This window comes from Plantactinospora sp. CA-294935, assembly GCF_050936445.1.
In the GTDB taxonomy this organism is placed as follows: domain Bacteria; phylum Actinomycetota; class Actinomycetes; order Mycobacteriales; family Micromonosporaceae; genus Plantactinospora.
The window spans coordinates 1687501-1713312 of record NZ_JBNJMU010000001.1 but is presented as its reverse complement, the minus strand read 5'-3'; the positions used below and the strand labels follow the sequence as shown (position 1 = coordinate 1713312).

General features: G+C 72.4%; 20 protein-coding genes and 1 rRNA gene (1 of these 21 only partly in view). 9 read left to right on the top strand and 12 right to left on the bottom strand.

The window, feature by feature from the left end; translation table 11 throughout:
- Positions 1-10 precede the first annotated feature (10 nt).
- From ACQEVC_RS07720 to ACQEVC_RS07710, 3 genes are read right to left on the bottom strand one after another with little or no spacing between them, the layout of a single operon-like run.
- Positions 11-1015: a hypothetical protein gene (locus tag ACQEVC_RS07720; protein WP_432874494.1), complete on the bottom strand. Its 1005-nt coding sequence runs from the start codon at positions 1013-1015 to the stop codon at positions 11-13.
- A complete protein-coding gene (locus ACQEVC_RS07715; protein WP_432874491.1) occupies positions 1012-1323 on the bottom strand; it encodes a type VII secretion target in 312 nt (103 codons plus the stop codon). Before ACQEVC_RS07715 ends, ACQEVC_RS07720 begins: the two co-directional genes overlap by 4 nt.
- Positions 1320-1706: a YbaB/EbfC family nucleoid-associated protein gene (locus tag ACQEVC_RS07710; RefSeq protein WP_318403340.1), complete on the bottom strand. Its 387-nt coding sequence runs from the start codon at positions 1704-1706 to the stop codon at positions 1320-1322. The genes ACQEVC_RS07715 and ACQEVC_RS07710 overlap by 4 nt, the downstream gene beginning before the upstream one ends.
- A gap of 201 nt (positions 1707-1907) precedes the next feature.
- Here ACQEVC_RS07710 and ACQEVC_RS07705 point away from each other — a divergent pair, with 201 nt between their 5' ends.
- Positions 1908-3743: an NAD-binding protein gene (locus tag ACQEVC_RS07705; RefSeq protein WP_432874488.1), complete on the top strand. Its 1836-nt coding sequence runs from the start codon at positions 1908-1910 to the stop codon at positions 3741-3743.
- Between the two features lie 294 nt (positions 3744-4037).
- Positions 4038-5270, top strand: a complete 1233-nt coding sequence (locus ACQEVC_RS07700; RefSeq protein ID WP_432874485.1) for a cytochrome P450 — start codon at positions 4038-4040, stop codon at positions 5268-5270.
- A 402-nt stretch (positions 5271-5672) separates the two neighbouring features.
- On the opposite strand, the gene ACQEVC_RS07695 is transcribed toward ACQEVC_RS07700, so the two are convergent.
- A complete protein-coding gene (locus ACQEVC_RS07695) occupies positions 5673-6908 on the bottom strand; it encodes a sodium:proton exchanger (RefSeq protein ID WP_432874483.1) in 1236 nt (411 codons plus the stop codon).
- Between the two features lie 228 nt (positions 6909-7136).
- Positions 7137-7868, bottom strand: coding sequence for a hypothetical protein (locus ACQEVC_RS07690; protein WP_432874481.1), 732 nt, complete (start codon positions 7866-7868; stop codon positions 7137-7139).
- A gap of 275 nt (positions 7869-8143) precedes the next feature.
- Here ACQEVC_RS07690 and ACQEVC_RS07685 point away from each other — a divergent pair, with 275 nt between their 5' ends.
- On the top strand, positions 8144-8941 hold the full coding sequence (locus tag ACQEVC_RS07685) for a putative protein N(5)-glutamine methyltransferase (protein ID WP_432874479.1): 798 nt from the start codon (positions 8144-8146) through the stop codon (positions 8939-8941).
- 12 nt (positions 8942-8953) lie between these two features.
- Here ACQEVC_RS07685 and ligA read toward each other — a convergent pair whose 3' ends face one another.
- Complete coding sequence (ligA, locus tag ACQEVC_RS07680) at positions 8954-11344, bottom strand: NAD-dependent DNA ligase LigA (protein WP_432874477.1); 2391 nt, start codon at positions 11342-11344, stop codon at positions 8954-8956.
- A gap of 134 nt (positions 11345-11478) precedes the next feature.
- Between ligA and ACQEVC_RS07675 the strand changes: the two genes are divergently transcribed.
- The 3 genes from ACQEVC_RS07675 to ACQEVC_RS07665 all read left to right on the top strand — a co-directional run bounded on the left by ACQEVC_RS07675 (position 11479) and on the right by ACQEVC_RS07665 (position 14425).
- Entirely contained in the window at positions 11479-12561 is a 1083-nt protein-coding gene (locus tag ACQEVC_RS07675) for a cation diffusion facilitator family transporter (protein ID WP_432874475.1), read from the top strand.
- A 249-nt stretch (positions 12562-12810) separates the two neighbouring features.
- Positions 12811-13698 (top strand): DUF1996 domain-containing protein, encoded by an 888-nt coding sequence (locus ACQEVC_RS07670; protein WP_432874474.1) that lies wholly within the window; start codon positions 12811-12813, stop codon positions 13696-13698.
- Between the two features lie 76 nt (positions 13699-13774).
- The gene (locus ACQEVC_RS07665) at positions 13775-14425 is read left to right on the top strand and encodes a DUF305 domain-containing protein (RefSeq protein WP_432874473.1); all 651 of its coding nucleotides are present in this window, start codon (positions 13775-13777) and stop codon (positions 14423-14425) included.
- A 33-nt stretch (positions 14426-14458) separates the two neighbouring features.
- On the opposite strand, the gene ACQEVC_RS07660 is transcribed toward ACQEVC_RS07665, so the two are convergent.
- Genes ACQEVC_RS07660 through ACQEVC_RS07645 form a run of 4 tightly spaced genes read right to left on the bottom strand, consistent with a single transcriptional unit; the run spans position 14459 to position 20347 of the window.
- Positions 14459-15589 (bottom strand): ABC transporter ATP-binding protein, encoded by a 1131-nt coding sequence (locus tag ACQEVC_RS07660; RefSeq protein ID WP_432874471.1) that lies wholly within the window; start codon positions 15587-15589, stop codon positions 14459-14461.
- A gap of 2 nt (positions 15590-15591) precedes the next feature.
- Positions 15592-16707: an ABC transporter substrate-binding protein gene (locus ACQEVC_RS07655; RefSeq protein WP_432874469.1), complete on the bottom strand. Its 1116-nt coding sequence runs from the start codon at positions 16705-16707 to the stop codon at positions 15592-15594.
- A gap of 12 nt (positions 16708-16719) precedes the next feature.
- On the bottom strand, positions 16720-18570 hold the full coding sequence (locus tag ACQEVC_RS07650) for an ABC transporter permease (protein ID WP_432874467.1): 1851 nt from the start codon (positions 18568-18570) through the stop codon (positions 16720-16722).
- A gap of 31 nt (positions 18571-18601) precedes the next feature.
- On the bottom strand, positions 18602-20347 hold the full coding sequence (locus tag ACQEVC_RS07645; protein WP_432874465.1) for a thiamine pyrophosphate-binding protein: 1746 nt from the start codon (positions 20345-20347) through the stop codon (positions 18602-18604).
- A gap of 248 nt (positions 20348-20595) precedes the next feature.
- On the opposite strand from ACQEVC_RS07645, the gene ACQEVC_RS07640 reads away from it, so the two are divergent.
- Positions 20596-22065, top strand: a complete 1470-nt coding sequence (locus tag ACQEVC_RS07640; protein WP_432874463.1) for an aldehyde dehydrogenase — start codon at positions 20596-20598, stop codon at positions 22063-22065.
- Between the two features lie 120 nt (positions 22066-22185).
- On the opposite strand, the gene ACQEVC_RS07635 is transcribed toward ACQEVC_RS07640, so the two are convergent.
- Positions 22186-22965 (bottom strand): ABC transporter permease, encoded by a 780-nt coding sequence (locus ACQEVC_RS07635; RefSeq protein ID WP_432874462.1) that lies wholly within the window; start codon positions 22963-22965, stop codon positions 22186-22188.
- On the bottom strand, positions 22958-23944 hold the full coding sequence (locus ACQEVC_RS07630) for an ATP-binding cassette domain-containing protein (RefSeq protein ID WP_432874460.1): 987 nt from the start codon (positions 23942-23944) through the stop codon (positions 22958-22960). Before ACQEVC_RS07630 ends, ACQEVC_RS07635 begins: the two co-directional genes overlap by 8 nt.
- Positions 23945-24211: 267 nt before the next feature.
- Here ACQEVC_RS07630 and ACQEVC_RS07625 point away from each other — a divergent pair, with 267 nt between their 5' ends.
- Positions 24212-25180: a TetR/AcrR family transcriptional regulator C-terminal domain-containing protein gene (locus ACQEVC_RS07625; protein ID WP_432874459.1), complete on the top strand. Its 969-nt coding sequence runs from the start codon at positions 24212-24214 to the stop codon at positions 25178-25180.
- A 550-nt stretch (positions 25181-25730) separates the two neighbouring features.
- A 16S ribosomal RNA gene (locus ACQEVC_RS07620) occupies positions 25731-25812 on the top strand; it runs 1434 nt beyond the window's last position.

Here is a 25812-nt window from a genome sequence, read left to right as displayed (position 1 = left end):
AAGTCCTCCGTCAGAGCGGAAGCTCGATAGGCGTAGGGCTTGGATTGTTGCCCCGTAGCGTATCGCCGGCCTGCCCACCGTTCTGCGAGCCGTTCGTCTGGCCCGCGCTGCGCGCGGTGTTCTGGATCACCTGGTCGACGGTGCCGTACACGGCGGTGTGGCCCCGTCCGATCGTGTTGAACGCCCCCCTGAACCCGCTCAAGCCGCTTCCCCCGGCCTCGCCGATCGCCTGGATGCGGAACGCCTCGAGGAGCAGGGTGCCGCGGCTGGCCTGGCCGATCTGCGCCAGGATGGCGTCGCACTTGCTGGTCAGCATGCCGATCTGCTTGATCGCCTGGAACAGTCGCTCCAGCAGGTTGAGGATCTTGCTAGTGGTCTTGCCCACCAGGATGGCGACTTCGGCGGCGACCTTGGGGATCAGCACCACCGTGAGAGCCTGGACCGCCTTGGAGATGCACGCACCGACGACCTCGGCCACGATGTCGCGGATCGTGTTCCGGATGACACCGACCATCGCGCCGACGATCGTGGTCGCCTTGCTCATCGCGTCGGCGATCTTGCCCAGTGCCTGCACCGACTCGGCATGGCTCCGGGCGCGCTGCCGGTACGCCGCCGCTGCCTGCGAGGTCCACTGCGCGGTGCTGCGGTTGACCTGGTCGACGAAGAAGTCGGTGGCCTCGTAGATGCGTCGCTCGATGTTGTACCAGGTCTGGGCGTGCCCCTCGATCGCCTTCGGGTCTCCGGCGAGCTTGTCCAGCGGCTCGCGCAGGAAGCTGACGTGCTCCATCAGCCAACCGACGCCGGCGGCGAAGACCGCCTGCAACGGGTCCATGATCGCGCCGATGGCGGAGAGGCCGGCAGCCACGGCGTTGCCGCCGACGCCCAGCCAGTTCCCGTTCGAGATGCCGTCCACCACGCCGCAGGCCGACTCGAAGATGCCGGCGCCCTCCCACGCCTTCGTCTCACCCTCGGGCGCGATGACGGAGGCTCGGCCGAAAGCCGCGTCGGTGCTCATCGGCCGCCCGCCTCCCTGATCCGGGTCGCCGCGGCGCCGTCGGTGATGTCGACGTTGTCGGCCAGGGCCCGGAGCAGTTCCGCCAGGTGCGTGGTCGCGTCAGCCCCGTTGCGGATCTCCGTCAACGCATGGTCCGACAGCGGATCGATGATCGGCAGGAACAACGGGCTGCACAGGATGCCGTACACCTCGTCGTGCAGGCTGACGTACTCGGCACCGGCGGCGGCCTCGCCGCACATCCGGCCGGCCTCGTCCACCATCTGGGCATGTTTGCGGACCTCGGCCGTCGGCAGCCTGATGTCGCTCATCGGTGGTCACGCTCCTCGTCCTCAGGCGGTTCCGGGAACTGCTTGGTGTATGCGCCACCGATGAAGGAGGCCGTCTCGGAGCCCGCGCCGTAGAGGCTGCTCACCACGGCGACCATCTGCTGCGCCATCTTCGCCTGGGCGCGCCGGCTGGTGTCGAGAATGATCGAGGCGAGTTCGTCCGCGGGCAGGCGCATCGCCTGGTCGCTGAGGCGTAGCTCGGCCATGCCTCCTGACGAGTCGACGGTGACGACGGCCTCGCCGCCCCGCGACTCGACCGTCGCCCTGTTCTGTTCCATTCGCTGGCTGAGCTCGGTGGTGAGCGCCGTCTGCTGCTCCACACGTCGCTGCCAGTCGACGAGCATGCCTTCCGGGTCCCCCGGCACTAGTCCTCCCTCGGTGGCCGTCGCGGGTAGTTTAGACAATTCCTGCGAGCCGGAGATCCCATCGACTCATCTGGATAGCCGGTTCGGGAAGCGGACCTACTCTCGGCTCTCCGGCCACCGTCCGCTGTGCTGATCGTGACGGGCCGGTGACGTGTCGGTTAACCATGATCTTCCTGGGCCTCCGGGAACTACCATGTGTTCGTGTCCGGCGACGCGGTGCCCCGGTTCGTGGTGTGGGGCGCGAACGCGCTCGCCCAGCGGCTGGTCGGCGAGCTGATGAACACCTACAGCGCGCATGTCACGGTGATCGTGCCGTCGGCCTCGGCAGACCAGGCGCCGGAGATCGCCGAGCTGGTGCCGGAGGACGGCGGGCCGGCCCTCCGACCGGCGATGATCGTCGCGCCCCGGCTCAACCAGGAGGTCTTCCGGCAGGCCGGGATCGAGACCGCCGCGGCGGTCGCGCTGGTCGACCGCGACGACGTCGCGAACGTGGACGCCGCGCTGATCGCCCGCGAGGTGAGCCCCACCGTCCGGCTCGTGGTCCGGCTCTTCAATCCGGTACTCGGGGACGGCATCGCCAGCATGCTCGGCGACTGTGGCGTGCTTTCCGGTTCCGAGTTCGCCGCCCCCGCGTTCGTGGCCGCGGCGCTCGGCAACGACACTCCCACCTACGTCCGGCTCCCCGACGAACTGCTGATGGCCGCCCCGCGGGCCGACGTCGCCGACCGCCCCGACGACGTGCTCTGCGGGCTGGCGATCACCGAGGGCCTCGCCGAGCCGGTCCGGTTGCCGGCCGACGAGGACGCCGCCGACCTGGTCCTCGTCCGGGCGCCGAGCAGCCAGCCCCGACCGGTCCGACGACGCCGGCCACATCCGATGCGCGCCACCCGGTTGCTGTTCGGTCGCAACCTCCGGCTGGCCCTGCTGGCGCTGGCCGGCGTGCTGACGACCGGTACGGTCACGCTCGCGCTCACCCGCGAGGACACCGGCCTGCTCCAGGCCGGGTACCTGGCCGTGCTGACCGCCCTCGGCGGCGCCGACGCCGACACCGGCGCCTCGGTGGTCGAGAAGGCGGTCGCGGTGCTGCTCGTGGTCACCGGGGTGGCGCTGATCCCCACCGTCACCGCGTTGATCGTGGACGTCGTCGTCAACGCCCGGCTCGCGCTGGCCGCCGGAGGTCTCACCGAGCCGGTCTCCGGCCACGTGATCGTGGTCGGGCTCGGCAACATCGGCGCCCGGGTGGTCCGGGAGCTGCACGACTTCGGCCTCGACGTGGTCGCCATCGACCGGATGGAACACGCCCGAGGGGTGTCGGTCGCCCGTGAGCTGCGCATCCCGGTCCTGATCCGGGACGCCAACAATGCCGAGGCGTTGCGGGCCGCGTCGGTGGAGACCTGCCGCGCCCTGCTGGTGCTCACCACCGACGACGTGACCAACCTGGAGACCGCCCTGATCGGCCGGGCGGTGCACGGGCAGGCGCAGCGCGGGACCGGCGGGGCCAAGCTGCGGGTGGTGCTCCGGCTCTTCGACGAGGGCTTCGCGCGACGGGTCAAGCGGGCCTTCGGGATCGACCACTCGCGCAGCGTCTCCTACCTGGCCGCACCCGCCTTCGCGGCGGCGATGATGGGCCGGGAGGTGGTGGGTGCGATCTCCGTCGGCCGCCGGGTGCTGCTCGTCGCGGAGTTGCCGGTCGGTGCCGGGTCCGAACTGGAGGGCCAGCTCTGCCCCGACGTCAGCCGGCCGGGCGAGGTACGGCTGATCGCCGTCCGGACCGGCCGGGTCGGGCAGACTCTCTGGTCCCTGCCGGACCGCCGGCCGCTGGTACGGACCGACCGGCTGCTGGTGGTCGCCACTCGGGCCGGACTGGCCGGGCTGCTCTCGCGTACCGCCGCCAGTCCCGATCCGCCACCGCTGGTGGAGCCGAAACCGCTGCGCCTGTTGAGCACCGCGGTCCGGCACCGGCCCCGGCCGGTGCCGGACTCCGTACCCGAGCCGCCCGCCGGGCCGGTGGGCCGGCCACCCACCCCAGCGGAGTGAGCGGCGGCGGCGCTCCCAGTTGTACCGGGCGGGGGCCACATGGCCGTGCGAACATGGCATGGACCTCCGCCCCGCCACCTCGCGGATCCGCGAGACCAACCTCTTCGTCACCCTGGAAGGGGCGAGGCCGGCTTCTCGGGCAAGGGCGCCGACGAGGCCACCTACCAGGTCGTCGCCGGGTGGACGGAGAAGGTGCCCGGATAGGCCGCACCGGGGGGTGCGCCGCCGGACGGTGACCCACCCCCTGCCCCGGACCCCCGGTTTAGTCGCGGTTCGCCGGGGCATGAAGGACAAATGCCTCCGCGTCCCGGTCTCCTCGTCGACAACACGCTGCGGCTGGCCGCCGAGGGGTACGGCTGGCTGCCCAACCTCCGCCGTCGGGAAGGGACGCAAACCGTCCAGACCCGGCTGCTCGGGCAGCGGGCGGTGGGGCTGTGCGGCCCGGAGGCGGCCCGGTTCTTCTACGACGAGGCGCACATCCGGCGGCACGGGGCGATCCCTGGCCCGGTCCAGGACACCCTCTTCGGCCGGCGTGCGGTGCACACCCTCGACGGTGCCGACCACCGGCACCGCAAGGCGATCTTCACATCGCTGCTTACCCCCGACGCGATCACCACCCTCCAGCGGTACGCCGGCACGGCCTGGGACGAGACCGTCGACCGCTGGCCCTCCTGGCAGCCGGTCGTACTCTTCGACGAGGTCAGCCGGGTCCTCGCCCGTGCCGTCTGCCAGTGGGTGGGAGTGCCGCTGGCCGAACCGGACGTCGCCACGGTGGCCGCCGACATGGTGGCGCTGGTGGACGGCTTCGGCACCCTCGGGCCCCGCCACTGGCGTGCCCGACAGACGCGGGGCCGACGGGAACGCTGGCTGGCCGAGCTGGTCGAGCAGGTCCGGCAGGGTCGGCGGGCCGTCGACGCCGGATCCGCGTTCGACGTGATCGCCCGCTACCGGGACGCCGACGGCGAGCCGCTCGATCCCCGGCTCGCGGCGGTGGAGATCCTCAACCTGGTCCGGCCGACGGTCGCGGTCTGCTGGTTCGTCAGCTTCGCGGCACACGCCCTGCACCGCTGGCCGGAACTCCGGGCCCGGCTCCGCTCCGGCAGCGCCGACTACGTCACGGCGTTCGGGCACGAGGTCCGCCGCTTCTATCCATTCGCGCCGTTCGTCGCCGGCCACGCGGTACGGGACCTCGCTTGGCAGGACGTGCCCATTCCGGCCGGCTCGATGGTCCTGCTCGACCTGTACGGCCAGAACCACCTCCCGGAGCTGTGGCCGGACCCGTACGTCTTCGATCCGGAGCGGTTCCTCGGTCGGGAGATCGGCGCGTTCGAGCTGGTGCCGCAGGGTGGCGGCGATCCGCGTACCGGCCACCGCTGTCCGGGCGAGACGACGACCGTGGCGCTGCTGGCCACGCTCAGCGCCCGACTGGCCGACCTGGACTACCAGGTACCGGAACAGGATCTCGGGATCTCGCTGCGCCGGGTACCGACCCGGCCGCGCAGCGGCTTCGTCCTCGTCCGGGGGTGACCGCCGGGTTCGGCCGGCCCGGGAAGGCGCCGGCCGGATGGGCGTCGCGGTTGCCGGTGGCCGGGAGGTCGCCCTGAGCGTGGCGCCCCGTTTGGCGGCCGCTGTCGGGGGAAGCCAGCCGTCCGGGACGGTGCCGGCCGCGGCGCCCTCGTCGGCGGAACTGGGAGGCTTGAGATGGGTGATCGGGACGAACTTCATGACCTGCGCCAACGCGCTCACGAGGCAGGCGTCCAGGGCAGCTCGAAGATGAGTGAGCAGCAGCTACGGGAGGCGTTGAAGAAGATGGGCAAGGGGGCTGAACCGATGGTCGCCAAGCGGGAGGCCAAGGGCTACCTGTAGCCGAAACCCCGGGTACGGCCCGAGCGGGGACGCGCTGTGGGCCGTACCCGGGTGTGTCCAGGTTCAGGAGCGGGCCCGGCCGGTCGGCCAACTGGCCCGGACCAGGGCGGGCAGTTCCCGGCGGTGCCGGGCCAGCAGAATTCCGGCCAGCACCGCGTACACGAACGCGACGCCGTACCGGACCGCCTGGGTGGGCACGGCGAACTGCACCGCGAAGAGCAGGAACAACAGCGCCGCCTCGACCCGGGAGATCCGCAGGTCGGCCAGGACGGCGACGCCGAGCAGGGTCTGCGCGGTGGTCAGATAGAGCTCCTCGGTCTGCCGCGCGTCGAGTGGCAGCCCGGCGAACTCACCGCCGCCGAGGTAGAAGGCGACCGGCAGGCAGGCGATCAGCAGGGTCCACTGGTTGAGCTTCGCCGCCAGCAGCGCGCCGAGCCCGTCGTCTGCCCGGCCGCGCAGCGCGAAAGCGATCGCCACGATCACCTCGGGTGCCTCGGAGGCGACCGGGGCGAGCCACTGCACGAGCAGGAATTCGTCGATGCCGAGCGCCGTGCCGGCCTCGACGAGGGACTTGCCGAACGGCTCGGCCGCGCTGAGGATCACCACCGCCGCCGTACCGAAGAGCGCGGCGACGGTCAGCCGGCGGCGCCTCTTCGGCGCTCTGGCGAGAGTGGCGGCCACCCCGACCAGCGCCTCCTCGGCGTGCTCGGTACGCCCGATCCGGGAAAGGTAGAGCGCGAACAGGGCGCCCAGGACGATGCTGTCGTACCAGGCCAGCCGGCCGGTCAACGGGATCACCAGGGCGTAGACGGTGGCCATCAGCAGATAGATCGTCTCGGTCCGGCGGTGCGTGGAGAGACTCACGCCGCTACGGTCGCCGGATTGCCCGCGTCGGCGTACCGCCCAGATGGCGGCGAAGACCAGCAGCGGCCAGGCGACCCCGATCAGCAGCCGGTTGGCTCCGGTCATGTTCGCCAGGGCGAAGGCCGCGAATTCGGGATCGGAGCCGGCGGCGAAGGCGAAGTAGATGTCGATCGCGTACTCCGGAAGTACCGCCACCAGGGCGAGCAGGGCGAGCGCCAGGCTCCCGGGCAGGTCGACCCGGGCCACCTCGGAGGCCCACATCAGCAGGGCGACCGCCGAGAGCACCGCCACCCCGAAGATCGCCATCCCGGCGACCGCCGGCAGGTCGACGCCGGCCAGCCGCATTACCACGGCCGGGACGGCTGCCAGCACGGCGAGGCCGACCCGGGTCGCCACGCCCCGGGCGGACACCGTGACATCGAGTCCCACCCGCACGTCGCCACCCCCGCCTGGCATCGAGCCTGCCGGACCGGGGCGGAGGGCAGGGGCGGAATCGCCGAGATGGCTCGGCCCGGCGCTGCCGGCGAGCGGCAGTCCGGGTCGGCGACGGAGCTGCGGAAACAGGTCTCCAGACCGGGCGGTCAGGGACCGACCCTGCTCGGCGGGGCCGGCCCCTGACGGGCGTACCGGTTTCCGGAGGCCGTCACTACTGGAGTGAGGCCGTCACCACTGGAGTTGGGACACGTCCTCGACGGTGGCGCCGGCCGGCGGGGCGAACGCCGTACTGTCGACCTTCTCGGAGTACGTCACCAGCTCGATCGCGGCCTGCTCGCCGCTGTCCGTCCGGCCGACGAACGAGGCCAGTACGCCGGACTCGGTGACACAGACCGTGAGCTTGTCGAGGGTTCCCTCGGTGCCGCCCTGCGGGTCGCTGACCCCGGTGACGTCGGCGCAGAGCGTGTCCTGCCCGGCGATCTTCCGCTCCGTCGTCCGCACGTCGGTGTTCGGCACGATCGCGGCGGCGGCGACCAGGCCGAGCGCCAGCTCCGGGGTGACGAAACCGGGGCCGGCGACCGCGGCGACCATGCCGGCTTCCGGGGTCGTCGCGGCGGTGGTGTTCGCGCTCTTCTGGCACTCGCCGCCGGAGCAGATGATCATGTGCTCCGGCGTGAAGATGAGCCGGCCGTCCGGGGTACTCAGCGCCGAGTGGGGCGGCTGCTGGGTGAGGGTGACCGTCTCGGTCTCCCGCTGGCCGGCCTCCTCTCCGACGATCCGGTATTCGGCGGTGAAGGTGAGCTGGGCGGACTTCCCCAACCGGTCGGCGAAGTCTCCCAGCGTGTTGGCCGTGTCGACCGCGTTCTGGACCGTGTTGATGACGCCACAGCCGGCGCCGAGCAGGACGAGGGCCGAGAGGGCGACGAGGCGCCCGGCAAGGTGGCTACGAGGCGAGGTCATGCCAAGAACTGTGCGGTCGCCGGTGACTCCCGGCCACGGTCCGCGACCGCAACGGCACGAATTCGGGAGATCGCCGCCCGCCGCTGTTCGGCCCCGCCCGCGCCGCGCTGGCCGTGGGGTACGTTGAGGGCCTCAGTCGCCGCGACCGGAGGAGGTGGGACCGATTTCCGTGTCGATCGGCCGGGTGCTCCCATCCTGCGGGTCGGCGGCCTCGTCGGGGCACGTCGGGTCGCGGTAGCCGGGAGAGCGCCGGCAGGCGTTCCGAAGGGCTGCACGTGTCAACACCCATCTCCACTCCCGCCTCCACACCGGACCGCGCGGAGGTCGTCCGCCGGCTTCGGGCGGCCGGCTGCGTCTTCGCCGAGGACGAGGCCGAACTCCTGAGTACCGCCGCGCGGAGCCGGGCCGAACTGCTGGCCATGGTCGAGCGGCGGGTCTTCGGCCTGCCGCTGGAGCACATCGTCGGCTGGGTCGACTTCTGCGGCTTGCGGGTCGCCGTCGACCCGGGAGTCTTCGTGCCGCGCCGCCGTACCGAACTGCTGGTCCGCCGGGCCGCCGCACTGGCCCGGCCGGGTGCGACGGTGCTCGACCTGGCGTGCGGCTCCGGCGCGATCGGGCTGGCGGTCGCGGCGCTGGTCGACGACATCGTGCTGTACGCGGTGGACATCGAACCGGCCGCCGTCCGGTGCGCCCGGCGCAACCTCGCCCCGCTCGGCGGCCAGGTGTACGGCGGGGACCTCTACCAGCCCCTTCCGTCCCGGCTGCGCGGTCGGATCGACGTACTGGTGGCGAACGTGCCGTACGTGCCCAGCGAGGCGGTCGAGCTGTTGCCGCCGGAGGCGCGGCTGCACGAGCCGCTGGTGGCGCTGGACGGCGGGCGCGACGGCCTCGATGTGCTGCGTCGGGTGGCCGCCGGAGCCCGGGACTGGCTCGTCCCCGGCGGCCACCTGCTGGTGGAGACCAGCCTGGAGCAGGCGGAGATCGCCGTGGCCGTGTTCGACCGGGCCGGTCTCGCCCCGGCGGTGGTCACCGACGACGACCTGCCGGCGACCGTGGTGGTCGGCCGCCGTTGACAACCGCCCCGATCAGCCGACCGAGGCTGCCGGCCGCGGCTCGCCCTCCGGTTCTGGCTTGGCCTCGGGCTGCGGCTCGGGCTCGATCTCCGACCTGGGCTCGATCTCCGGCTCGGCCTCCGGCTGCGGCTCGGCCTCCGGCTGCGGCTGCGGCTCGGCCTCCGGCTGCGGCTCGGCCTCCGGCTGCGGCTCGGCCAGGATCTCGGCGATCGTCGTCGCGTCCCCGGTGGTGTGCGCGGCGAGCAACTCGGCGAAGCGTTCCGCCGGCATCACCCGGACGCCGAGGCTGGTGGCCTTCTCCGCCTTGCTGCCCGCGCCCTCGCCGACCACCACCAGATCGGTCCGCTTGGAGACCGAGCCGGACGACTTGCCGCCGAGCCGTTCGACCGCCTCGTTGCCCTCGTTGCGGGTCAGTCCCGGCACGGAACCGGTGACCACGACCGTCATCGGGGTGCCGTCCGGCCGGCGCAACGGCAGCGCGGTCGCGGTCGGGACGTCCGCGTCGCCGTCGCCGTCGGTGGTCGCGGCCTGACCGGGAACGCCGGGCTCGGTCATGTTGACCCCGCGGGCGGCGAGCTTCTCGACCACCGGGGCCAGCTCGACCAGCTCCGCCGCGATGGTGACGGCCCGCTCCGGTCCGACCCCCTCGACCTCCTGCAGGTCGGTGACGGAGGCGGCGAGCAGCGCCTCCATGCTGCCGAAGTGCCGGGCGAGCCGGCGGGACATCGACCGGCCGGTCATCCGTACGCCGAGGCCGGTGAGCACCCGGGAGAGCGGCTGCTGTTTCGACGCCTCGATGTTGGCCACGAGTTTGCGGGCCGAGGTCTCGCCCAGCCGCTCCAGGGTGGCCAGCGTGCCGGGGTCGAGGTCGTAGAGGTCGGCCGGGTCGGTGACCATGCCGGCGCTGACCAGCAAGTCGATGATCTTGCTGCCCAGCCCCTCGATGTCCATCGAGTCCCGGGCGGCGTAGTAGGAGAGCGACTCGCGGGCGCCGCAGGCCCGGCCCTGGGTGCAGCGCCAGCGCTTCTGCGAGCGGTCGATCTCGCCGTCGCAGCGCGGGCACCGGGTCGGCGGCTCGTAGGCCGTGGAGTCGGCCGGTCGCTCGTCGAGCTTGGCGCCGGTGATCTCGGGGATCACGTCACCGGCCCGCCGGACGAAGACGGTGTCGCCGGCCCGGACGTTGCGCCGGACCAGGTCGTCGAAGTTGTGCAGGGTGGCCGAGGTGACCGTCACCCCACCCACCTGCACCGGCGCCAGTACGGCGACCGGGGTGATCACGCCGGTCCGGCCGACCTGCACCTCGATCGAGAGCAGTGTGGTGGTGCGGGTGTCGGCGGGGAACTTGTAGGCGATGCCCCAGCGGGGTGCCCGGGTGCCCGACCCGGCCAGCTCGCGGTCGGCCGGGTGGTCGGCCTTGATCACCGCGCCGTCGATGCCGAAGCCCAGCTCGCCGCGGCGGGCGTAGAGCGACTCCACCACGGCGAGCACCTCCTCGATGGTGGTGCAGAGCGGCATCCCGGCCGGCGAACCGGCGGTGGTGGCGACGCCGAGGCTCTCGACGTACGCCATGGTGGCCGAGTGCGGGCGGGGCTCGGTCGCCCCGTCGGCGTCATCGAGGCCGTGCACCGCGTAGGCGAGGAAGGAGAGCGGCGCATCGTACGCCCGGTCCTGGGCCCGCAGCGTGCCCGCGGCGGCGCTGCGCGGATGCGCGAAGGCCGGCTCGCCGTGGCCGGTGCGCATCTCCTGGGCCTTGGCGAAGTCCTCGTCGGTCATGTAGACCTCGCCGCGGACCTCCACGGTCAGCGGCTCGCCGAGCTGCTCCGGCAGACCGGCCGCCCGCCGTGCCTGCGGCGTCACGTCCTCGCCGGCCAGCCCGTCCCCCCGGGTGGCGACCTGGGTGAGCCGGCCGTCCACGTAGCGGGCGGCGATGGCCAGCCCGTCGATCTTGGGCTCCACGGTGTAGCCGGCGGCGGGACGGCCGAGCAGCTTGTCGAGCCGGGTCGCCCAGCGGGCCAGTTCCTCCTCGCCGAAGACGTTGTCGAGGCTGAGCATCGGGACGCTGTGCACGACGTCGCCGACCAGCCCGGCGCCGGCCGCCACCAGCTCGCTGGGCGAGTCGTCGGTCTTCCAGCCCGGTTGGGCGGCCTCGGTCGCGACGACCCGGGCCATCAGCGCGTCGTAGGTCGCGTCGTCCATCGCCAGGTCCGCGCCGTTGTAGTAGGCGGCCGCGGCCGACCGGATCTCAACGATCGCCGCCTCGTAGGCCGGGCGGTCCGGGAACGGCTCGGCGAGCGCGGCGTCCACCACCGGGTCCACCGGATCGACGACCGGTTCCACCGGACCGGCCCGGCCCGGCTGCCCGGGCCGATCGTCGGTCGCCGTCCCCACTGCCTCGTACGCCACGAAGTCCCCCTCCCGTCAGGCCCGCATGCTCGGCGTTCAGCCTAGAGACCGGGTACGACGAAGCGCCGCCCCCAGTCCCGCCGGACTCCGTACAACCGTCGGATGGGCCCGGCGCCGGAACCTAGGCTGACCTCATGGCCGAGCCGGCGCGCAGTCCGGGGGACGAGCCGGGCGTACCCGGGCCGGAGCCGGAGCCGGGCGTACGCGGGCCGGACGGCGCCGGGAGTACGCAGCACACGGAGGGTCAGGCCGCCGGCGAGACGCCCTGGTCGCGGGCGGGGCCGCTCAGCTCGTCGCGTTCGCAGCACACCCAGAGCGTCGGCACGGTGATAATCGCGGGTCTGGCCAACCTGGCGGTGGCGGTGGCGAAGGCGATCGCCGGGGTGGTCTCCGGCTCGGCGGCGGTACTCTCCGAGGCGGCCCACTCGGTCGCCGACACCACCACCGAGCTGCTGCTCTTCGTCGCGCTGCGCCGGGGCGCCCGGCCACCGACCACGCAGTACCCGTTCGGGTACGGCCGGGAGAGCTATCTCTGGGCGTTCGTCGCCGCCGTGGTCACCTTCGTCATCGGTGCCGGGTTCTCCATCTTCCAGGGAGCGGAGACGATCCAGGAGCGGCACGAGGATCTGGACCCCACGGTCGCGTACGTGGTGCTGGTGGTCTCCTTCGTGGCCGAGGGCATCTCGCTGACCCGGTCGGTCCGGCAGTTGCGCCGCCGGGCGGCCCGCTGGCGCGTCTCCTGGCTTCGGGTGGCCCGGCGTACCCCGAACACCACCATCAAGGCGGTGTTGCTGGAGGACAGCGCGGCGCTGATCGGGCTGGTCCTGGCGGGGATCGGAGTGGGGGCGTCGGAGTTGACCGGCAGCCCGGTGTGGGACGGCATCGCCTCGATCGCGATCGGCGTGCTGCTGCTGGTGGTGGCGACCACCCTGGCGCACAACAACATCGCGCTGCTGGTCGGCCGGGCGGCCCAGGAGGCGGTACGCGCGGAGATCGAGCAGGAGTTGACGGCGGTGCCGGACGTGCGCGGCGTGCACCGGTTGATGACGCTGCAACTCGGCCCGGAGGACATCCTGGTGGCGGTGAAGGTCAACTTCGCCGACGACGCCAGCCGGGAGGAGATCGAGGTCGCCGCCGACGAGGCGGAACGGCGGCTGATCGCGCGCAACCCGGCGATCCGGTACGTCTTCCTCGACCCGACCCGCCGCGCGGAGTGAGCGGCCGGTCCGAGCCCGGCCTCCCGGGCGGAAGCGGTCCGGGACGGAGTGGACGGAGTGGACGGAGTGGTTCGGGGCGGCGAGAGTATTGACAGCTTTCGACGGCGGGCTCAAGCTTGTGGTGGAGAGAGAGCGCTCTCTCAGACCTCGAACGAGGGCAGACCACCACCAGTCTGGCCAGCGACCTCCGACGCCTTCGGCGGCGGCGCCGGAACCCTCGCTGGCCGCTCACCAGCTAGGAGTGCCCACATGGAAAGGGCCGCACCCCTGCACGCGCTGCGCCGCCGGCTGAGAATCGTGACGCTGTTCGGCGCCCTGCTCGCCCTGCTCGGCGGCTACGCCGTGATCGAGCGGGCGGAGCCGGCCGAGGCCCGGGTCGTCCGGGTCGCCGAGTTCCTGGCCGACTGTCCGTACAGCCACCGGCTGCCGGACGACCCGATCATCTTCCCGGGCCTGCCCGGCGCCTCGCACATGCACAGCTTCTTCGGCGCGACGACCACCAACGCCCACACCAACCTGGCCGACCTGCTGAACTCCAGCACCACCTGCAACCCCCGGGTCGACGTCTCGTCCTACTGGGTGCCCACCTTCTACGCCGACAACGTCCCGGTGGAACCGGCCATCGTCACGTTCTACTACCTCGGCGAGGGCGTCCGCAGCGACATCGTCGCCAACACCCAGCCCCTGCCGCTGGGCCTGCGGATCGTGGCCGGCAACGCCCGGGCCACCGCCCCGGACTCGACCACCATCTCCCGGTGGTCCTGCCTGCACGCCGGGCACGTCGGCGCGTCCAAGGACTTCGTCAACTGTCCTGCCGGGACGATGATCGAGTCGTACCTCGACTTCCCGCAGTGCTGGAACGGCCGCGACCTCGACTCGCCGGACCACAAGAGCCACATGGCGTACCCGGTCAACCAGGCCTGCCCGTCCAGCCACCCGGTGGCGGTGCCGAAGCTGCGCCAGGTGCTGCGCTATCCGGTCAACGGCGACCCGGCCCGGTTCCGGCTCGCCTCCGGCGCCGGCTTCACCATGCACGGCGACTTCTTCAACGCCTGGCCCGAGGACGAGATGCTGCGCCGGGTCCGGGACTGCATCCGCCCCGTGATCAAGTGCGGTGCGGACGGCCGTCCGAGCTGACCGTAGGGCTCCGCGGGTGGATCCGGCTCCGGCCGGGTCCACCCGCGCGACAGCGACCGGAGAAGGAGACCCGGACATGAGGCCCAGCGCCCTCGTACCGGCCGCCGCCGCGATGCTCGTCGCGGTGCTGCTGGCCGGCGGCTGTGCCGGCTCCGCCGCCGCACCACCGCCGGTTTCGGGTACGCCCACCGGCGCGGCGCCGGTCACCGCCGGCCGACCGCCCGGCCCGGCGGGTACGCCCGGCCCGGCGGGTACGCCCGGCCCGGCGGGTACGCCCGGCCCGTTCAACGGCACCGACATCGCCTGGCTGCAACTTGCCGTCGCCATGCACGAACGGGTGCTGCCCCTGCTGGACCTGGTGCCGGAGCGCACCACCGACCCGGCCGTGCGCCGGCTCGCCGCCCGGATCCGGGAGACCCACCGTGCCGACCTGGAGCGGTGCCGGCGGCTGCTCGACCGCTCCGGCGCGCCGAAGACCAACCCGCACGAGGGGCACGACATGCCCGGGATGGTCACCGCCGCCCAGTTGACCGCGCTCGGCTCGGCACCGGAAGCCGAGTTCCGGCGCCTCTTCGGCCAGTACCTCCGGGCACATCTGGCGCAGTCCGTCCGGGTCGCCGGCGCCGAGCAGCGCGCCGGCGCCGACCCCGACACCACCAGCCTGGCCGGGGCGATCACCCGGACCGGCACCGGCTACCTGACCCAGCTCGACCGACTGCCGGACTGACTTCCGGTTTCCGACGAGCACCACCGCCGCCGCTCAGCCGAGCGCCGCCGCTGCGGGGGCCGGAGCCAGCGGTACGACCGCCCGGGCCGGCAGGTGCACCGTCAGTTCGTCCCCCGGGCCCGGCAGTTCCGGCCCCACCCGCCCCAGCGTCCCCTCGTCGAGCTGGGTACGCAGCCGCACCCCGGCCACCTCGACCAGCAGGTTGAGGCTCCGACCCAGGTACGTCGACCGGAGCACCCGGGCGGTGAGCGCGGTGGCCGGGCCGTCGGTGGGCGGGTCGAGGCGTACCGCCGAGGCGCGGAAGGCGACCGAGCTGGCGGTGCCGGCCGGGCCGGGCGGTGCCCCGGGGACGGCGACCGCGAGCGTGGACCCGTCGACCCGGACGAGATGCCCGCCGTCCCGGACCTCCGCCACCACCCCGGGCAGGATGTTCTGGTAGCCCATGAAGTCGGCCACGAAGGCGTTGCGGGGCCGGGAGTACAGCTCGCGGGGCGGCCCGACCTGCTCGATCCGGCCGGCGTTCATCACCACGATCCGGTCCGAGAGGGCCATCGCCTCCTCCTGGTCGTGGGTGACGTAGACCGAGGTGGTGCCGAGCTGGTCGTGCAGGCTCCGGATCTCGTCGCGAAGCTGGTAGCGCAGTTTGGCATCCAGATTGGACAGCGGCTCGTCGAAGAGCAGCAGCTCGGGGCTGCTGGCCATCGCCCGGGCCAGTGCGACCCGCTGCTGCTGGCCGCCGGAGAGCGCAACCGCCATCTCGTCGGCCCGCTCGGCCAGCCCGACCCGGCCGAGCATCTCGTGTACCCGGTCCCGGATCTCCGCCCTCGGCACCTTCGCCATCTTCAGCGGATAGCCGACGTTGGCGCGTACGGTCATGTGCGGCCAGAGGGCGTAGCTCTGGAACACCATGCCGATCCGCCGCTTGTCCGGTGGTACGAAGACCGCCCGGCCCGGTGCGGCGAAGACCCGGCCGCGGAACGAGATCTCGCCCTCGGTCGGCAGCTCCAGCCCGGCGACGCAGCGCAGCGTGGTGGTCTTGCCGCAGCCGCTCGGCCCGAGCAGGGTGAGGAACTCGCCCGGCCGGACCCGCAGGTCGATCCCGTCCACCGCGGCCATGCCGCCGAACCGCTTGACCAGTCCCTCGATCAACAGATCCGTCGACATCGTCAGCCCCGGCCGAAGATCTGCTTCGACTTCGCCAGGTACGCCGCCTGGGCCGCGTTGACCTCGGCGATGGCGAACGGTTTGAGCTGGTCCATCGTGCTCAGTGGGGCCAGCCCGTTGACGTTCGGCGCGTTCGGCATCGTCGGCGCGTATCCGGCGTCGGCGACCGCGCGCTGCCCCTCGGGGGTGAAGAGCCAGGTCATCAGCAGCTTGGCCGCGTCCGGGTGCGGTGCCCCGTCGACCAGTCCGAGATAGTGCGGCGAGACCTGGTTGCCGCCGTCGACCGGGAAGACCAGGTTGACCGGGGCGTGCTTCGCCTTGTCCCGCAGATAGAAGCTGTACGGGTAGACCGGCGCGACCGCGAACTCCCCGGTCGCCACCGCGTTGCCGGCGACCGGCCCGGAGGCCACCCAGTGGATCTCCTGCCCGGCGAGCCCGGCGAGGTACGTCTCGTCGTACCGGCCGTCGTGCAGCATCCGGGAGAAGGTGCCGGCCACCGCACCGTTCTTGGTGGCGTCGTCGAGCACCATCTTGCCCCTCCAACGCGGGTCCAGCAGATCCCGCCAGCCCTTCGGCGCGTCGGGTGCGGGCACCCGGTCGACGTTGTAGAGGATGCCCATGATGCTGCCGGAGGCGGCGTAGACGAACCCGTTCGGATCCTGGTACTCCTTGCCCAGCGTGGCGGCGGTGACCGGGGCGAACTTCGCGTACCGCTGCTCGTCGAGCTGGGCGGCGACGGTGGTGTCACCGCCCTGGACGAGATCGGCGACGTGCTTGCCGCTGCCGAACTCCTGATTGATCTTGCTGGCTAGCTGCGGCCCGACCAGGTACTCGCCGGTGACCCGGATGGCCGGGAAGCGCTTCTGGAACGCCTTGTAGACGTCGACCTTGTCGTTCTCGCCGGGTCCGTAGACCACGACCTCGGTCTTGCCGGCCGCCTTGGCCGCCTCGTACAGCGCGGTCATGGTGTCGACGGCGGCCTGGCCGCCGAGGTCGTCGGTGCTGCCGGCCACGTTGGCGGCGGCGTCCGAGGCCGGTCCGCCGCCACCGCAGGCGGACAGCGCCAGGACGACCGCCGCCGCGACCGCGCCGATCCGGAGCAGTTTCCGCGAGGTCATGGTTCTTCTCTCCTAACCGAGGGTTGCGGGTGCCGACGACGAGGTGGGGTCGGCCGACGATCCGGCCGGGGGCACCGAGCCGGACCGGCTCGACGGGGTAGACGGACTCGACGGGGTCGAGGGGCTCGGCGGGGCGGTGCGGGACGCGGCGGTGCGCAGCGCCCGGCGGCGCAGCAACCCGGCCAGCCGGGCCAGCCCGGCCAGCAGCGCCAGGCCGGCGCAGAGCAGCACCATCATGATCACGAAGAGGGCGGCGGCCCGGGACGTCTCGCCGGCCGTGTACAGCTCCAGGACCAGCAGCGGCACGGTGGCGTTCTGCTGCGAGGAGAGCAGGATCGGCACCGCCAGGTTGCCGGAGACGACGATCGCCGAGACGAACCAGCCGGCCAGGAAGCTCGGCGCGATCAGCGGCAGGACGATGCCGGCGAACATCCGCAGTGGACCGGCGCCGCCGACCCGGGACGCCTCCTCCAGCTCGTGGCCGAGTTGGGCCAGCGCCGGCTGGGTGGCCCGCTGTGCGATCGGCACCGTCGCGGCGATCAGGGCGAGCAGCACGATCCAGACCGTGCCGTAGAGCTGGCGAAGCCCCGGCACGCTGATGTACGCCCAGGCGATGCCGAGGCTGAGTACCACCCCCGGTACCGCCCAGGGCAGCCAGGTGAGCATCTCGACCACCCGGCGCAGCCGGGTCCGGTTGTGCCCGACGGCGTACCCGATGAGCAGCGCCAGCAGCATCGCGCCGAGCCCGCCGACCACCGAGACGAGGAGCGTGGCGCGCAGCGCCAGTACGGTGGCCGGGTCGGCGAGCAGTTCCCGGTAGTTGACCAGGGAGTAGCCGGCCGAGCCGCCGAAGAACGGCTGGAGCGAACCGAGCACCAGTTGCACCAGCGGGGCGACGACGGCGAGCAGTGCGTAGAGCAGCAGGAAGGCCGTACCGGCCCAGCGCCAGCGGCCGATGTCCCAGGCGTCGCTGCGGTAGCCCTTGCCGGTGACCGTGGTGTAGCGGCGCCGGCCCAGCAGCCGCCACTGCACCGCGACCAGCACCATCACGATCGCCACCAGCAGCAGCGACAGCGCGCTCGCCGCACCGTAGTCGGCCGGGCTGCTCTCGCTGATCAGCCCGTAGACCCGGGTGGAGAAGACCTCGATCCCGGCCGGCGCGCCGAGGAAGAGCGGTACGTCGAAGAACTCCAGCCCGATGACGAAGTTGAGGATGACCACCCCGCTGACCGCCGGGGCCAGCACCGGCAGGTCGATGCCGAGCAGGGTACGCAGCTTGCCCGCCCCGGAGACCTGCGCCGCCTCCTCCAGCCCCCGGTCCAGCGCCAGGAACGGGCCGAGCAGCATCAGATAGCTGAAGCCGGCGGACTTGAGCGAGATCACCAGGATCAGCCCGGTCCACGAGTTGACGTCGAAGACGGTCGCCTCGCTGCCGGTCAGCTCCCGGAACAGCGTGTTGACCGGGCCGATCCGGGGGTTGCCGAGCATTCCCCAGCTGATCGCGTAGAACAGCGGCGGCAGCGCGACGACCAGCAGCATGCCCGGGGTGACCAGCCGGCGCAGCGGTGTCCGGGTCCGGGTGACCAGGAAGGCGCAGAGCAGGCCGATCGCGGTACCGAGCACCGTGACGGCGGTGGAGAGCAGCAGCGAGTTGCGCAGCGTGGTGTACGTCGCCGGGCTGGTGTACGCGGTCCGGAAGCCGTCCCAGCCCCAGTTCGCCGGCAGGCTCGGATCCTGGTTGCGGAAGGCGCCCACCACCAGCATCACGATCGGGAAGGCGAAGAGGAAGGCGCAGACCACGATCAGTGGCAGCAGCCCCCGGGCGGTACTGAACGGTCCGGTGCTCGGCTTCCTGGCAAACACGGCAGCCCTCCTGCCTGCTCGGTCCGGCCGGTCAGGACGGGGCGCCCGCGCCGCCGTCCTGCCGTGCCGGGTCGGAGTCGGTGCGCCGGTCGGGGCCGGTGAGCACCTCGACCAGTGCGGGGCCGGCACTGTCGCGTACCGCCCGGAGCGCCGCCGCGAGGTCGGCCGGGCCGGCCACCCGGGTCGCCGGCACCCCGAACCCGGCGGCGATCTCGGCGATCCGGGGCCCGCTGATGTCGGTGCCCGGCCATCGCCCGGTACGCCGGGCCGCGCCGCCGAACCGGTGCAGCGCCGAACCGACCGCGCTGTAGCTGCCGTTGTTGAGCACCACGAAGGTGACCGGGATCCGGTGGTGCGCCGCCGTCCAGAGCGCCTGGATGCCGAACTGGAACGACCCGTCGCCGAGGACGGCGACCACCGGCTGCTCGGGCCGGACCAGCCGGACGCCGAGCGCGGCCCCGGTGCCCCAGCCGAGCGAGCCGGACGAGGAGAGCAGCACCTGGTCGGGGCGGTGCTGCGGCAGCGCGGAGAGCAGCGCCGGGGTGGCGGTGGTGGCGTCCAGCACCACGGTCGTGTCGGTGCCGAGCCCGTCGACCAGCGCGGCCACCACCGGACCGAGCCCGACGTGTCCGGGGAAGGCCGGCGCGGCGGAGACCCCGCCAACCGCCGTGGGCGCTCGGGTCGCCGTGGGTGCTCCGACCGCGGCCGGCCCGCCGGCACCGCCGGGCGCCGGGCCCGGTGGCAGTACCGCGAGCAGGTCGTCGAGGACCGCTCCGAGGTGCCCGACCAGCCCTCGGTGCACCGGATAGAGCCGGCCCACCTCGGTCGGGTCCACGTGTGCGTGCACGACGGTGGCGTGCCGGGGGAACTCGTCCCCGGCCGGCGCCTCGAACTCGGTGAAGACCCGGCAGCCGACGAAGAAGACCAGGTCGGCGTCGGCGATCGCCGGATGGGTCGCGGCGTACCAGCCGGCGAACCGCGGATGCGCGGTCGGGAAGGCGGTGCGCTGGAAGCCGCGCCGGTCCTCGCCGAGCACGGTCGCGCCGAGCCGCTCGGCGAGCGTGACCAGGGCGTCGACCGCCCCGTGCCGGGCCACGTCGCCGCCGGCCACCAGTACCGGCCGGGTCGCCCCGGCGAGCAGTCGGGCGGCGTCGGCCACCGCGTCCCGGTCCGGCCGGTTCCGGGGTACGTCGGCTGCCCGTCGGCTCTCCGGCGCCGCGTCCACCGGCGCGGTCGACTCCAGTACGTCCTGCGGCAGCCCGATCCAGGTCGGCCCGGCCGGCTCGGCGACCGAGGTACGCAGCGCCCGGGCGACGTCGGCGGCGAGCGAGTCGGCCGAGCTGACCTGGCGGGCCCACTTGACGTGCTGCCGGACCAGGTCCCTCGGGTACGGCACGGTGGTGAAGCCGTCCCGGCCCTGTAGCGCGGTGGACTTGAGGCCGTTGAGCACCAGCACCGGGGCGTTGCCGAGCTGCGCGGCGGTCAGCTGCGCCACCCCGTTGGCCAGCCCCACGTTGGTGTGCAGGTACGCCACCTGCGGTTGCCCGGTTATCCGGGCGGCGCCGTCGGCCATCGCGACCGCGACGGACTCGTGCGTGGTGAGCACGATCTCGACCTCGCCGGACCGTTCGACGAGCGCGTCCAGGAAGGCGGCCTCGGTGCTGCCGGGGCAGCAGAACACCCGTCGGATTCCCCAGCCGACCAGGACGTCCAGCAGGGCGTGCGCGGCCGGGGTGCCGCTGTCCCGGTCGGTCGGGCGGAGCACCGTACTGGTCATGGCCGCTCCTCGTACCTGTCGAGCCGGTGTGGCGATCGAGTCGAAGTGGTTACGGCGACGTGTGGCGACAGTAACGCCGATGATCGGGATGCGGAACGAACCGAGCCCAGATTCTTCTCACCAGAATCCGTCGTGGTTCTGCAAAACAGAATCCTGCTGCCACCAGTTCTCTGGTGGTGGATAGTGCGGATACGGCGCCCGCTCGGGGCGTACCCCGGCACCAGCCCCGTCACGGAGGTGTTCGTGCGATGCAGACAGTGGACGACGCGGTGAGTCCGGCCCGGCTCGACGCGGTGGCCCAGGTGGTCGACGGGCAGGTCGGCGAGAGCACCGACGGGGCGTACTTCGACTCGGTGGACCCGTGGACCCAGCGGCCGTGGGCCCGGGTCGCCCGGGCCGGCCGGGCGGACGTCACCGTCGCCGTCGCGGCAGCCCGCCGCGCCTTCGACACCGGCCCGTGGCCCCGGATGCCGCAGCGGGAACGCTCCGCCCTGCTGCACCGGCTCGCCGACCTGATGGAGTCGCACGCCGACGAACTCGCCCGGCTCGACACCCGGGACATGGGGATGCCGGTGACCAACAGCCGGAACTGGAACCTCACCAGCGCGGTCAACCACTTCCGGTTCTTCGCCACACACGCCCAGCAGTCGACCGCCAGCACCTATCCGGGCGACGACCGGCTGCACCAGTACCTGCGCTACGAGCCGGCCGGGGTCTTCGCCGCGATCGCGCCGTGGAACTATCCGCTCAACCTGGGCGTCTGGAAGATCGCCCCGGCACTGGCCTACGGCAACACGGTGGTGCTGAAGCCGGCCGAGCAGTCGCCGGCCTCGGCGGCCCGGGTGGCCGAACTGGCCCTGGCGGCGGGAGTGCCGCCGGGGGTGCTCAACGTCGTACACGGCTTCGGGCCGGACTCCACCGGGGAGTGGCTGACCACCGCACCGGGGATCGACCGGATCACCTTCACCGGCGAGTCCCGGACCGGCTCGGTCATCGCCGCCGCGGCGGCCCGCGCACTGGTCCCGGTCTCCCTGGAGTGCGGCGGCAAGGGCGCCAACCTGGTCTTCGCCGACGCCGACCTGGACGTCGCGGTGGCCGGCTCGACCCGGGCGATCTACAGCAACTCGGGTCAGGTGTGCCTCTCCACCAGCCGCATCTACGTGCAGCGGGCCGCGTACGAGGAGTTCCTCGACCGGTTCGTCCGGGCCGCCGAGGCACTGCCGTACGGCGACCCGCACGATCCGGCCACCCACGTCGGCCCGCTCGCCAGCGCCGAGCACCACGCCAAGGTGACCGGCTACCTGGACTCGGTGGACGCCGACGGCGGGGAGCTGCGTACCGGCGGCCCGGTCGACGGCCGCCTGCTGGTCCGGCCCACCGTCGCGGTCGGACTGGGCGCGTCGGCCCGGGTGCTCCGCGAGGAGGTGTTCGGGCCGGTCGCGGTGGTGACTCCGTTCGCCGACGAGGCCGAGGCGCTGCGGCTCGCCAACGACACCCCGTACGGGCTCTCCGCCGTGCTCTTCACCCGCGACCTGGGCCGGGCACACCGGGTCGCCGCGCGGCTGCGGGCCGGCACGGTCTGGATCAACACCTTCGGGGTACGCGAGCCGCGCGCGCCCTTCGGCGGCTTCGGCCTCTCCGGGGTGGGCCGGGAGGGCGGCGACTTCAGCCGCGAGTTCTGCACCGAGCCGAAGACGGTGATCGCCGCCGTCGACTGAGCCCTTCTCAACCTCCCCTGCGGTCCGACGGACCGCAGGGTCGGGCGCGGTGCTGAGCGCCGCGCGGTTCAGGTCGAAAGGTTCACCGAGGACGGCGGCCATCCCTCCGGTGCGATCCGGTCAGCCGGTCCGGCGCCGGAACAGCACGACCGAGAGCGCGACCGACCCGGCGAGCAGGCCGGCGCACCAGGCCAGGGCGATCCACGGGCTGGCGCCGACCGGCGTACCCAGCAGCAGGCCGCGCAGCGACTCGATCACCGGGTTGAGCGGCTGGTGCTCGGCGATGCCCCGGGTCCAGCTCGGCATGGAGTCGATCGGCACGAACGCGCTGCTCGGATAGGGCAGGAACATCACGAAGAAGGTGAAGCCGTTCGCCGCCTCCACGGACCGCACCAGCAGCCCGACGGCGGCGGAGAACCAGGACATGGCGACGACGAACGCCAACAGGATGCCGGCGGCGGCCAGCCACTCGACCGGCCCGGCCTGCGGCCGGAACCCGATACCGAACCCGACCCCGAAGACCAGGACGGTCGCCAGGAAGTTCCGGGCGACGCTCGCCGCCACCTGCCCGCCGAGTACGGCGGCGCCGCTCACGTCCATCGCCCGGAACCGGTCGGTGATCCCGCCGGCCATGTCCTGGGTGACGCTGACCGCCGTGGTTGCCGCGCCGAACCCGGTGCAGAGCAGGATCACCCCCGGCACCACCCAGCTCACGTACGCCATGCCGGTGTTGACGGCACCGCCGAACAGATAGACGAAGAGCAGCATCAGCATCACCGGCAGCAGCAGCGACATCAGCACCGCGTCGGTGTTGCGCCGGGACAGCCGCAGGCAGCGCCCGACCATGGTCAGCAGGTCCGTGCCGAACGGCCGCCGCCCGGCGAGTGCGAGGTCAGACACGGGCGGGCTCCTTCTCGGTACGGCTGGCGGCCGGCTCGGCGCGGCCGGCGGTGTGGCCGGTCAGGGCCAGGAACACGTCGTCGAGGGTCGCGGTCCGGACCGCGAAGCGGGTCACCGCGGTACGCCCGGGGTCGACCTCGTCGAGCAGGCCGCGGATGCCCGGGGCGGTGCCGTCGGTGGCGACGTCCACGGCAAGCCTGGCGGGGTCGGCCCGGAGCACCCGCGCGCCGAGCTGCCGCCGGGCGCTCTCGAAGTCCGTCCCGGTGGCCAGGGTCAGGCTCAGCCGCTGTTCGGCGAAGCGGAGCTTGAGCCGGGCCGGACTGTCCTCCGCGACCACCTGCCCCGCGTCCAGCACGGCGATCCGATCCGCGAGCCGGTCGGCCTCCTCCAGGTACTGCGTGGTGAGGAGGATCGTCACCCCGGACTCGGCCAGCCCGCCGATCACCTGCCAGAGCGCCTGTCGGCTGCGCGGGTCGAGTCCGGTGGTCGGCTCGTCGAGGAACATCACCGAGGGCCGGCCGACCAGCCCGGCGGCCAGGTCCAGGCGTCGTCGCATCCCGCCGGAGTAGGTGCCGACCCGGCGGCCCGCCGCGTCCGCGAGGTCGAACCCGTCGAGCAGGTCGCGGGCCCGCGCCCGGGCGCCCGCCGTGGAGAGGCCGGAGAGCCGGCCCATCATCCGGAGGTTCTCCTCGCCGGTCTGCAACTCGTCGATTGTCGCGTACTGCCCGGTGAGGCTGATGCGGCGGCGCACCTGGTGCCGCTGCCGCAGTATGTCGAAACCGGCGACCCGGGCCTGTCCGCCGTCCGGCCGGACCAGGGTGGCCAGGATCCGTACCGTCGTCGTCTTGCCCGCCCCGTTGGGTCCGAGCAAGGCGAAGACGCTGCCCTCCGGCACCTGGAGGTCGATGCCGGTCAACACCCGCACCGACCCGTACGCCTTCGCCAAGCCGGTCGCTTCGATCGTCAATCCCGGTGCCATCGCACCCACTCCTCATCCCCGTACGGGCCGGTCGGGGTACCCGGTCAACGTGATTGCGTACAGGCTAAGCAAGTGACTCGGCAGGCACAATAGCGAGGTATAACAGGTGACTGACCGCGCTAGTGCACTAGTGCTCCAAGGATCGGATTCGAGCGGGGACTGAGGTGCGCGGCCCCGACGCGCCGGCCCGGCGGGCAGCCACCCGGTACTCTCGGCCGCGCCTGGTGCACTAGTACGCGACGTCGTCGGCGACAGCGAGGAGCAGCGGTGGACCGTACCGGAGCAGAGCCGCCGTACCGTCGGATCGTGACCGAGATCCGGCGCCGGATCGCCGCTGGCGAACTGCGCCCGGGCGACCGGGTGCCGTCGACCCGGCGGATCACCGCCGAGTGGGGTGTCGCGATGGCCACCGCCACCAAGGTGCTGACCGTGCTCGGCCAGGAGGGCCTGGTCCGGGCCGTACCCGGAATCGGGACCGTGGTGGCGGAACCGGAACCTCCGCCGGTGCCCGGCCCCGCGCGGCGCCGGGCGACCCGGGAGGCGGATCCCGGGCTGACCCGGGACCGGATCGTCCAGGCCGCGATCGAGGTCGCCGACGCCGAGGGGTTCGCGGCGCTGTCGATGCGTCGGGTCGCGGCGCAGCTCGGGGTCGGCACCATGGCGCTGTACCGGTACGTGCCCGGCCGGGACGACCTCGTCAAGCTCATGGTCGAGGAGGTACTCGGCGAGATCGTCCTCCCGGAACCGCCGCCACCGGGTTGGCGGGACCGGCTGGAAGTGATCACTCGGATGCAGTGGACGGCGTTCCGGCGGCACCCGTGGATGCAGCAGACGATGTCGCTGACCCGGCCGATGCTCTCACCGAGGGGGATGGCGCACACCGACTGGACGATGAGCGCGGTGGACGGACTCGGGCTCGACCCGCCCACGATGTTCTATCTCTCGGTCGCGGTCGCCAGTTATGTGCACGGGATGGCGGCCAGCCTGGTCTGGGAGTCGGAGGCGGAGCACGAGACCGGGTTGACCGACGAGGAGTGGATGGCGAGCCAGGGGTCGGCGCTGGCCCGCATCTTCGCCTCCGGAGCCGTTCCGACGCTGGCCCGGATCGCCGAGGCGGAGTTCGAGTTCGACATCGACAAGCTCTTCGAGTTCGGGATGAGCCGGATGCTGGACGGCATTGCCGTCTTCGTCGATGCCCGGCCCGGCGGCGTTCCCCCGGCCTCCGGGTTGCGGTAGCGGCACGGGTCGGCTGGATTCCGGCAGCGGCCACGGGGTGGGCCTTGACGGGTCCCCGGTCGGGCCGGAACCGGCGGCGCGACGGCGGAGTCGCCACTACCAAGAGTCCGACATTTCAGATTTGACCAGCAATTCTGCCCGAGGCCGACCCCGATTTGGCGTTACCGGCCCGGCCGTGTAACTTTCTCTCCCGGCAGGGCACCGGGCAAGCCCGCGGAGCAACACCGCGGTGGCCGGCCTGCCGAACCCCGAACGATTGCGGCGGTAACCCGCTGCGCCGTACGGGTGCACGACGGCTGGACGAAGCGTGACAAACCGGGAGACATCGGTTTGACGAGGCGGAAACAGTCGGGTAAGGTACTACGAGTGCCCGGCGGAAACGGCGGGTGCGGGTGATTGCCCCGAGGGTGGTCCTCAACCGAGGTCCGTGTTCGGTGTGTGGTTGTTCTTTGAGAACTCAACAGGGTGCTTGATAAGCCAGTGCCAAATGGTTTGATTATTGTTTGGCGACAAAGTGTTTTTTGTTGCCGGGTTTGATTCTCTTAAGTTTTTGTTGGAGAGTTTGATCCTGGCTCAGGACGAACGCTGGCGGCGTGCTTAACACATGCAAGTCGAGCGGAAAGGCCCTTCGG

Excerpts from the sequence above, each read along its gene's own strand:
- ACQEVC_RS07715 (WP_432874491.1), bottom strand. The coding sequence starts at position 1,323 with ATGAGCGACATCAGGCTGCCGACGGCCGAGGTCCGCAAACATGCCCAG.
- ACQEVC_RS07640 (WP_432874463.1), top strand. The coding sequence starts at position 20,596 with ATGCAGACAGTGGACGACGCGGTGAGTCCGGCCCGGCTCGACGCGGTG.
- ACQEVC_RS07655 (WP_432874469.1), bottom strand. The coding sequence starts at position 16,707 with ATGACCTCGCGGAAACTGCTCCGGATCGGCGCGGTCGCGGCGGCGGTC.
- ACQEVC_RS07630 (WP_432874460.1), bottom strand. The coding sequence starts at position 23,944 with ATGGCACCGGGATTGACGATCGAAGCGACCGGCTTGGCGAAGGCGTAC.
- ACQEVC_RS07720 (WP_432874494.1), bottom strand. The coding sequence starts at position 1,015 with ATGAGCACCGACGCGGCTTTCGGCCGAGCCTCCGTCATCGCGCCCGAG.
- ACQEVC_RS07700 (WP_432874485.1), top strand. The coding sequence starts at position 4,038 with ATGCCTCCGCGTCCCGGTCTCCTCGTCGACAACACGCTGCGGCTGGCC.
- ACQEVC_RS07660 (WP_432874471.1), bottom strand. The coding sequence starts at position 15,589 with ATGTCGACGGATCTGTTGATCGAGGGACTGGTCAAGCGGTTCGGCGGC.
- ACQEVC_RS07670 (WP_432874474.1), top strand. The coding sequence starts at position 12,811 with ATGGAAAGGGCCGCACCCCTGCACGCGCTGCGCCGCCGGCTGAGAATC.
- ACQEVC_RS07665 (WP_432874473.1), top strand. The coding sequence starts at position 13,775 with ATGAGGCCCAGCGCCCTCGTACCGGCCGCCGCCGCGATGCTCGTCGCG.
- ACQEVC_RS07675 (WP_432874475.1), top strand. The coding sequence starts at position 11,479 with ATGGCCGAGCCGGCGCGCAGTCCGGGGGACGAGCCGGGCGTACCCGGG.
- ACQEVC_RS07645 (WP_432874465.1), bottom strand. The coding sequence starts at position 20,347 with ATGACCAGTACGGTGCTCCGCCCGACCGACCGGGACAGCGGCACCCCG.
- ACQEVC_RS07690 (WP_432874481.1), bottom strand. The coding sequence starts at position 7,868 with ATGACCTCGCCTCGTAGCCACCTTGCCGGGCGCCTCGTCGCCCTCTCG.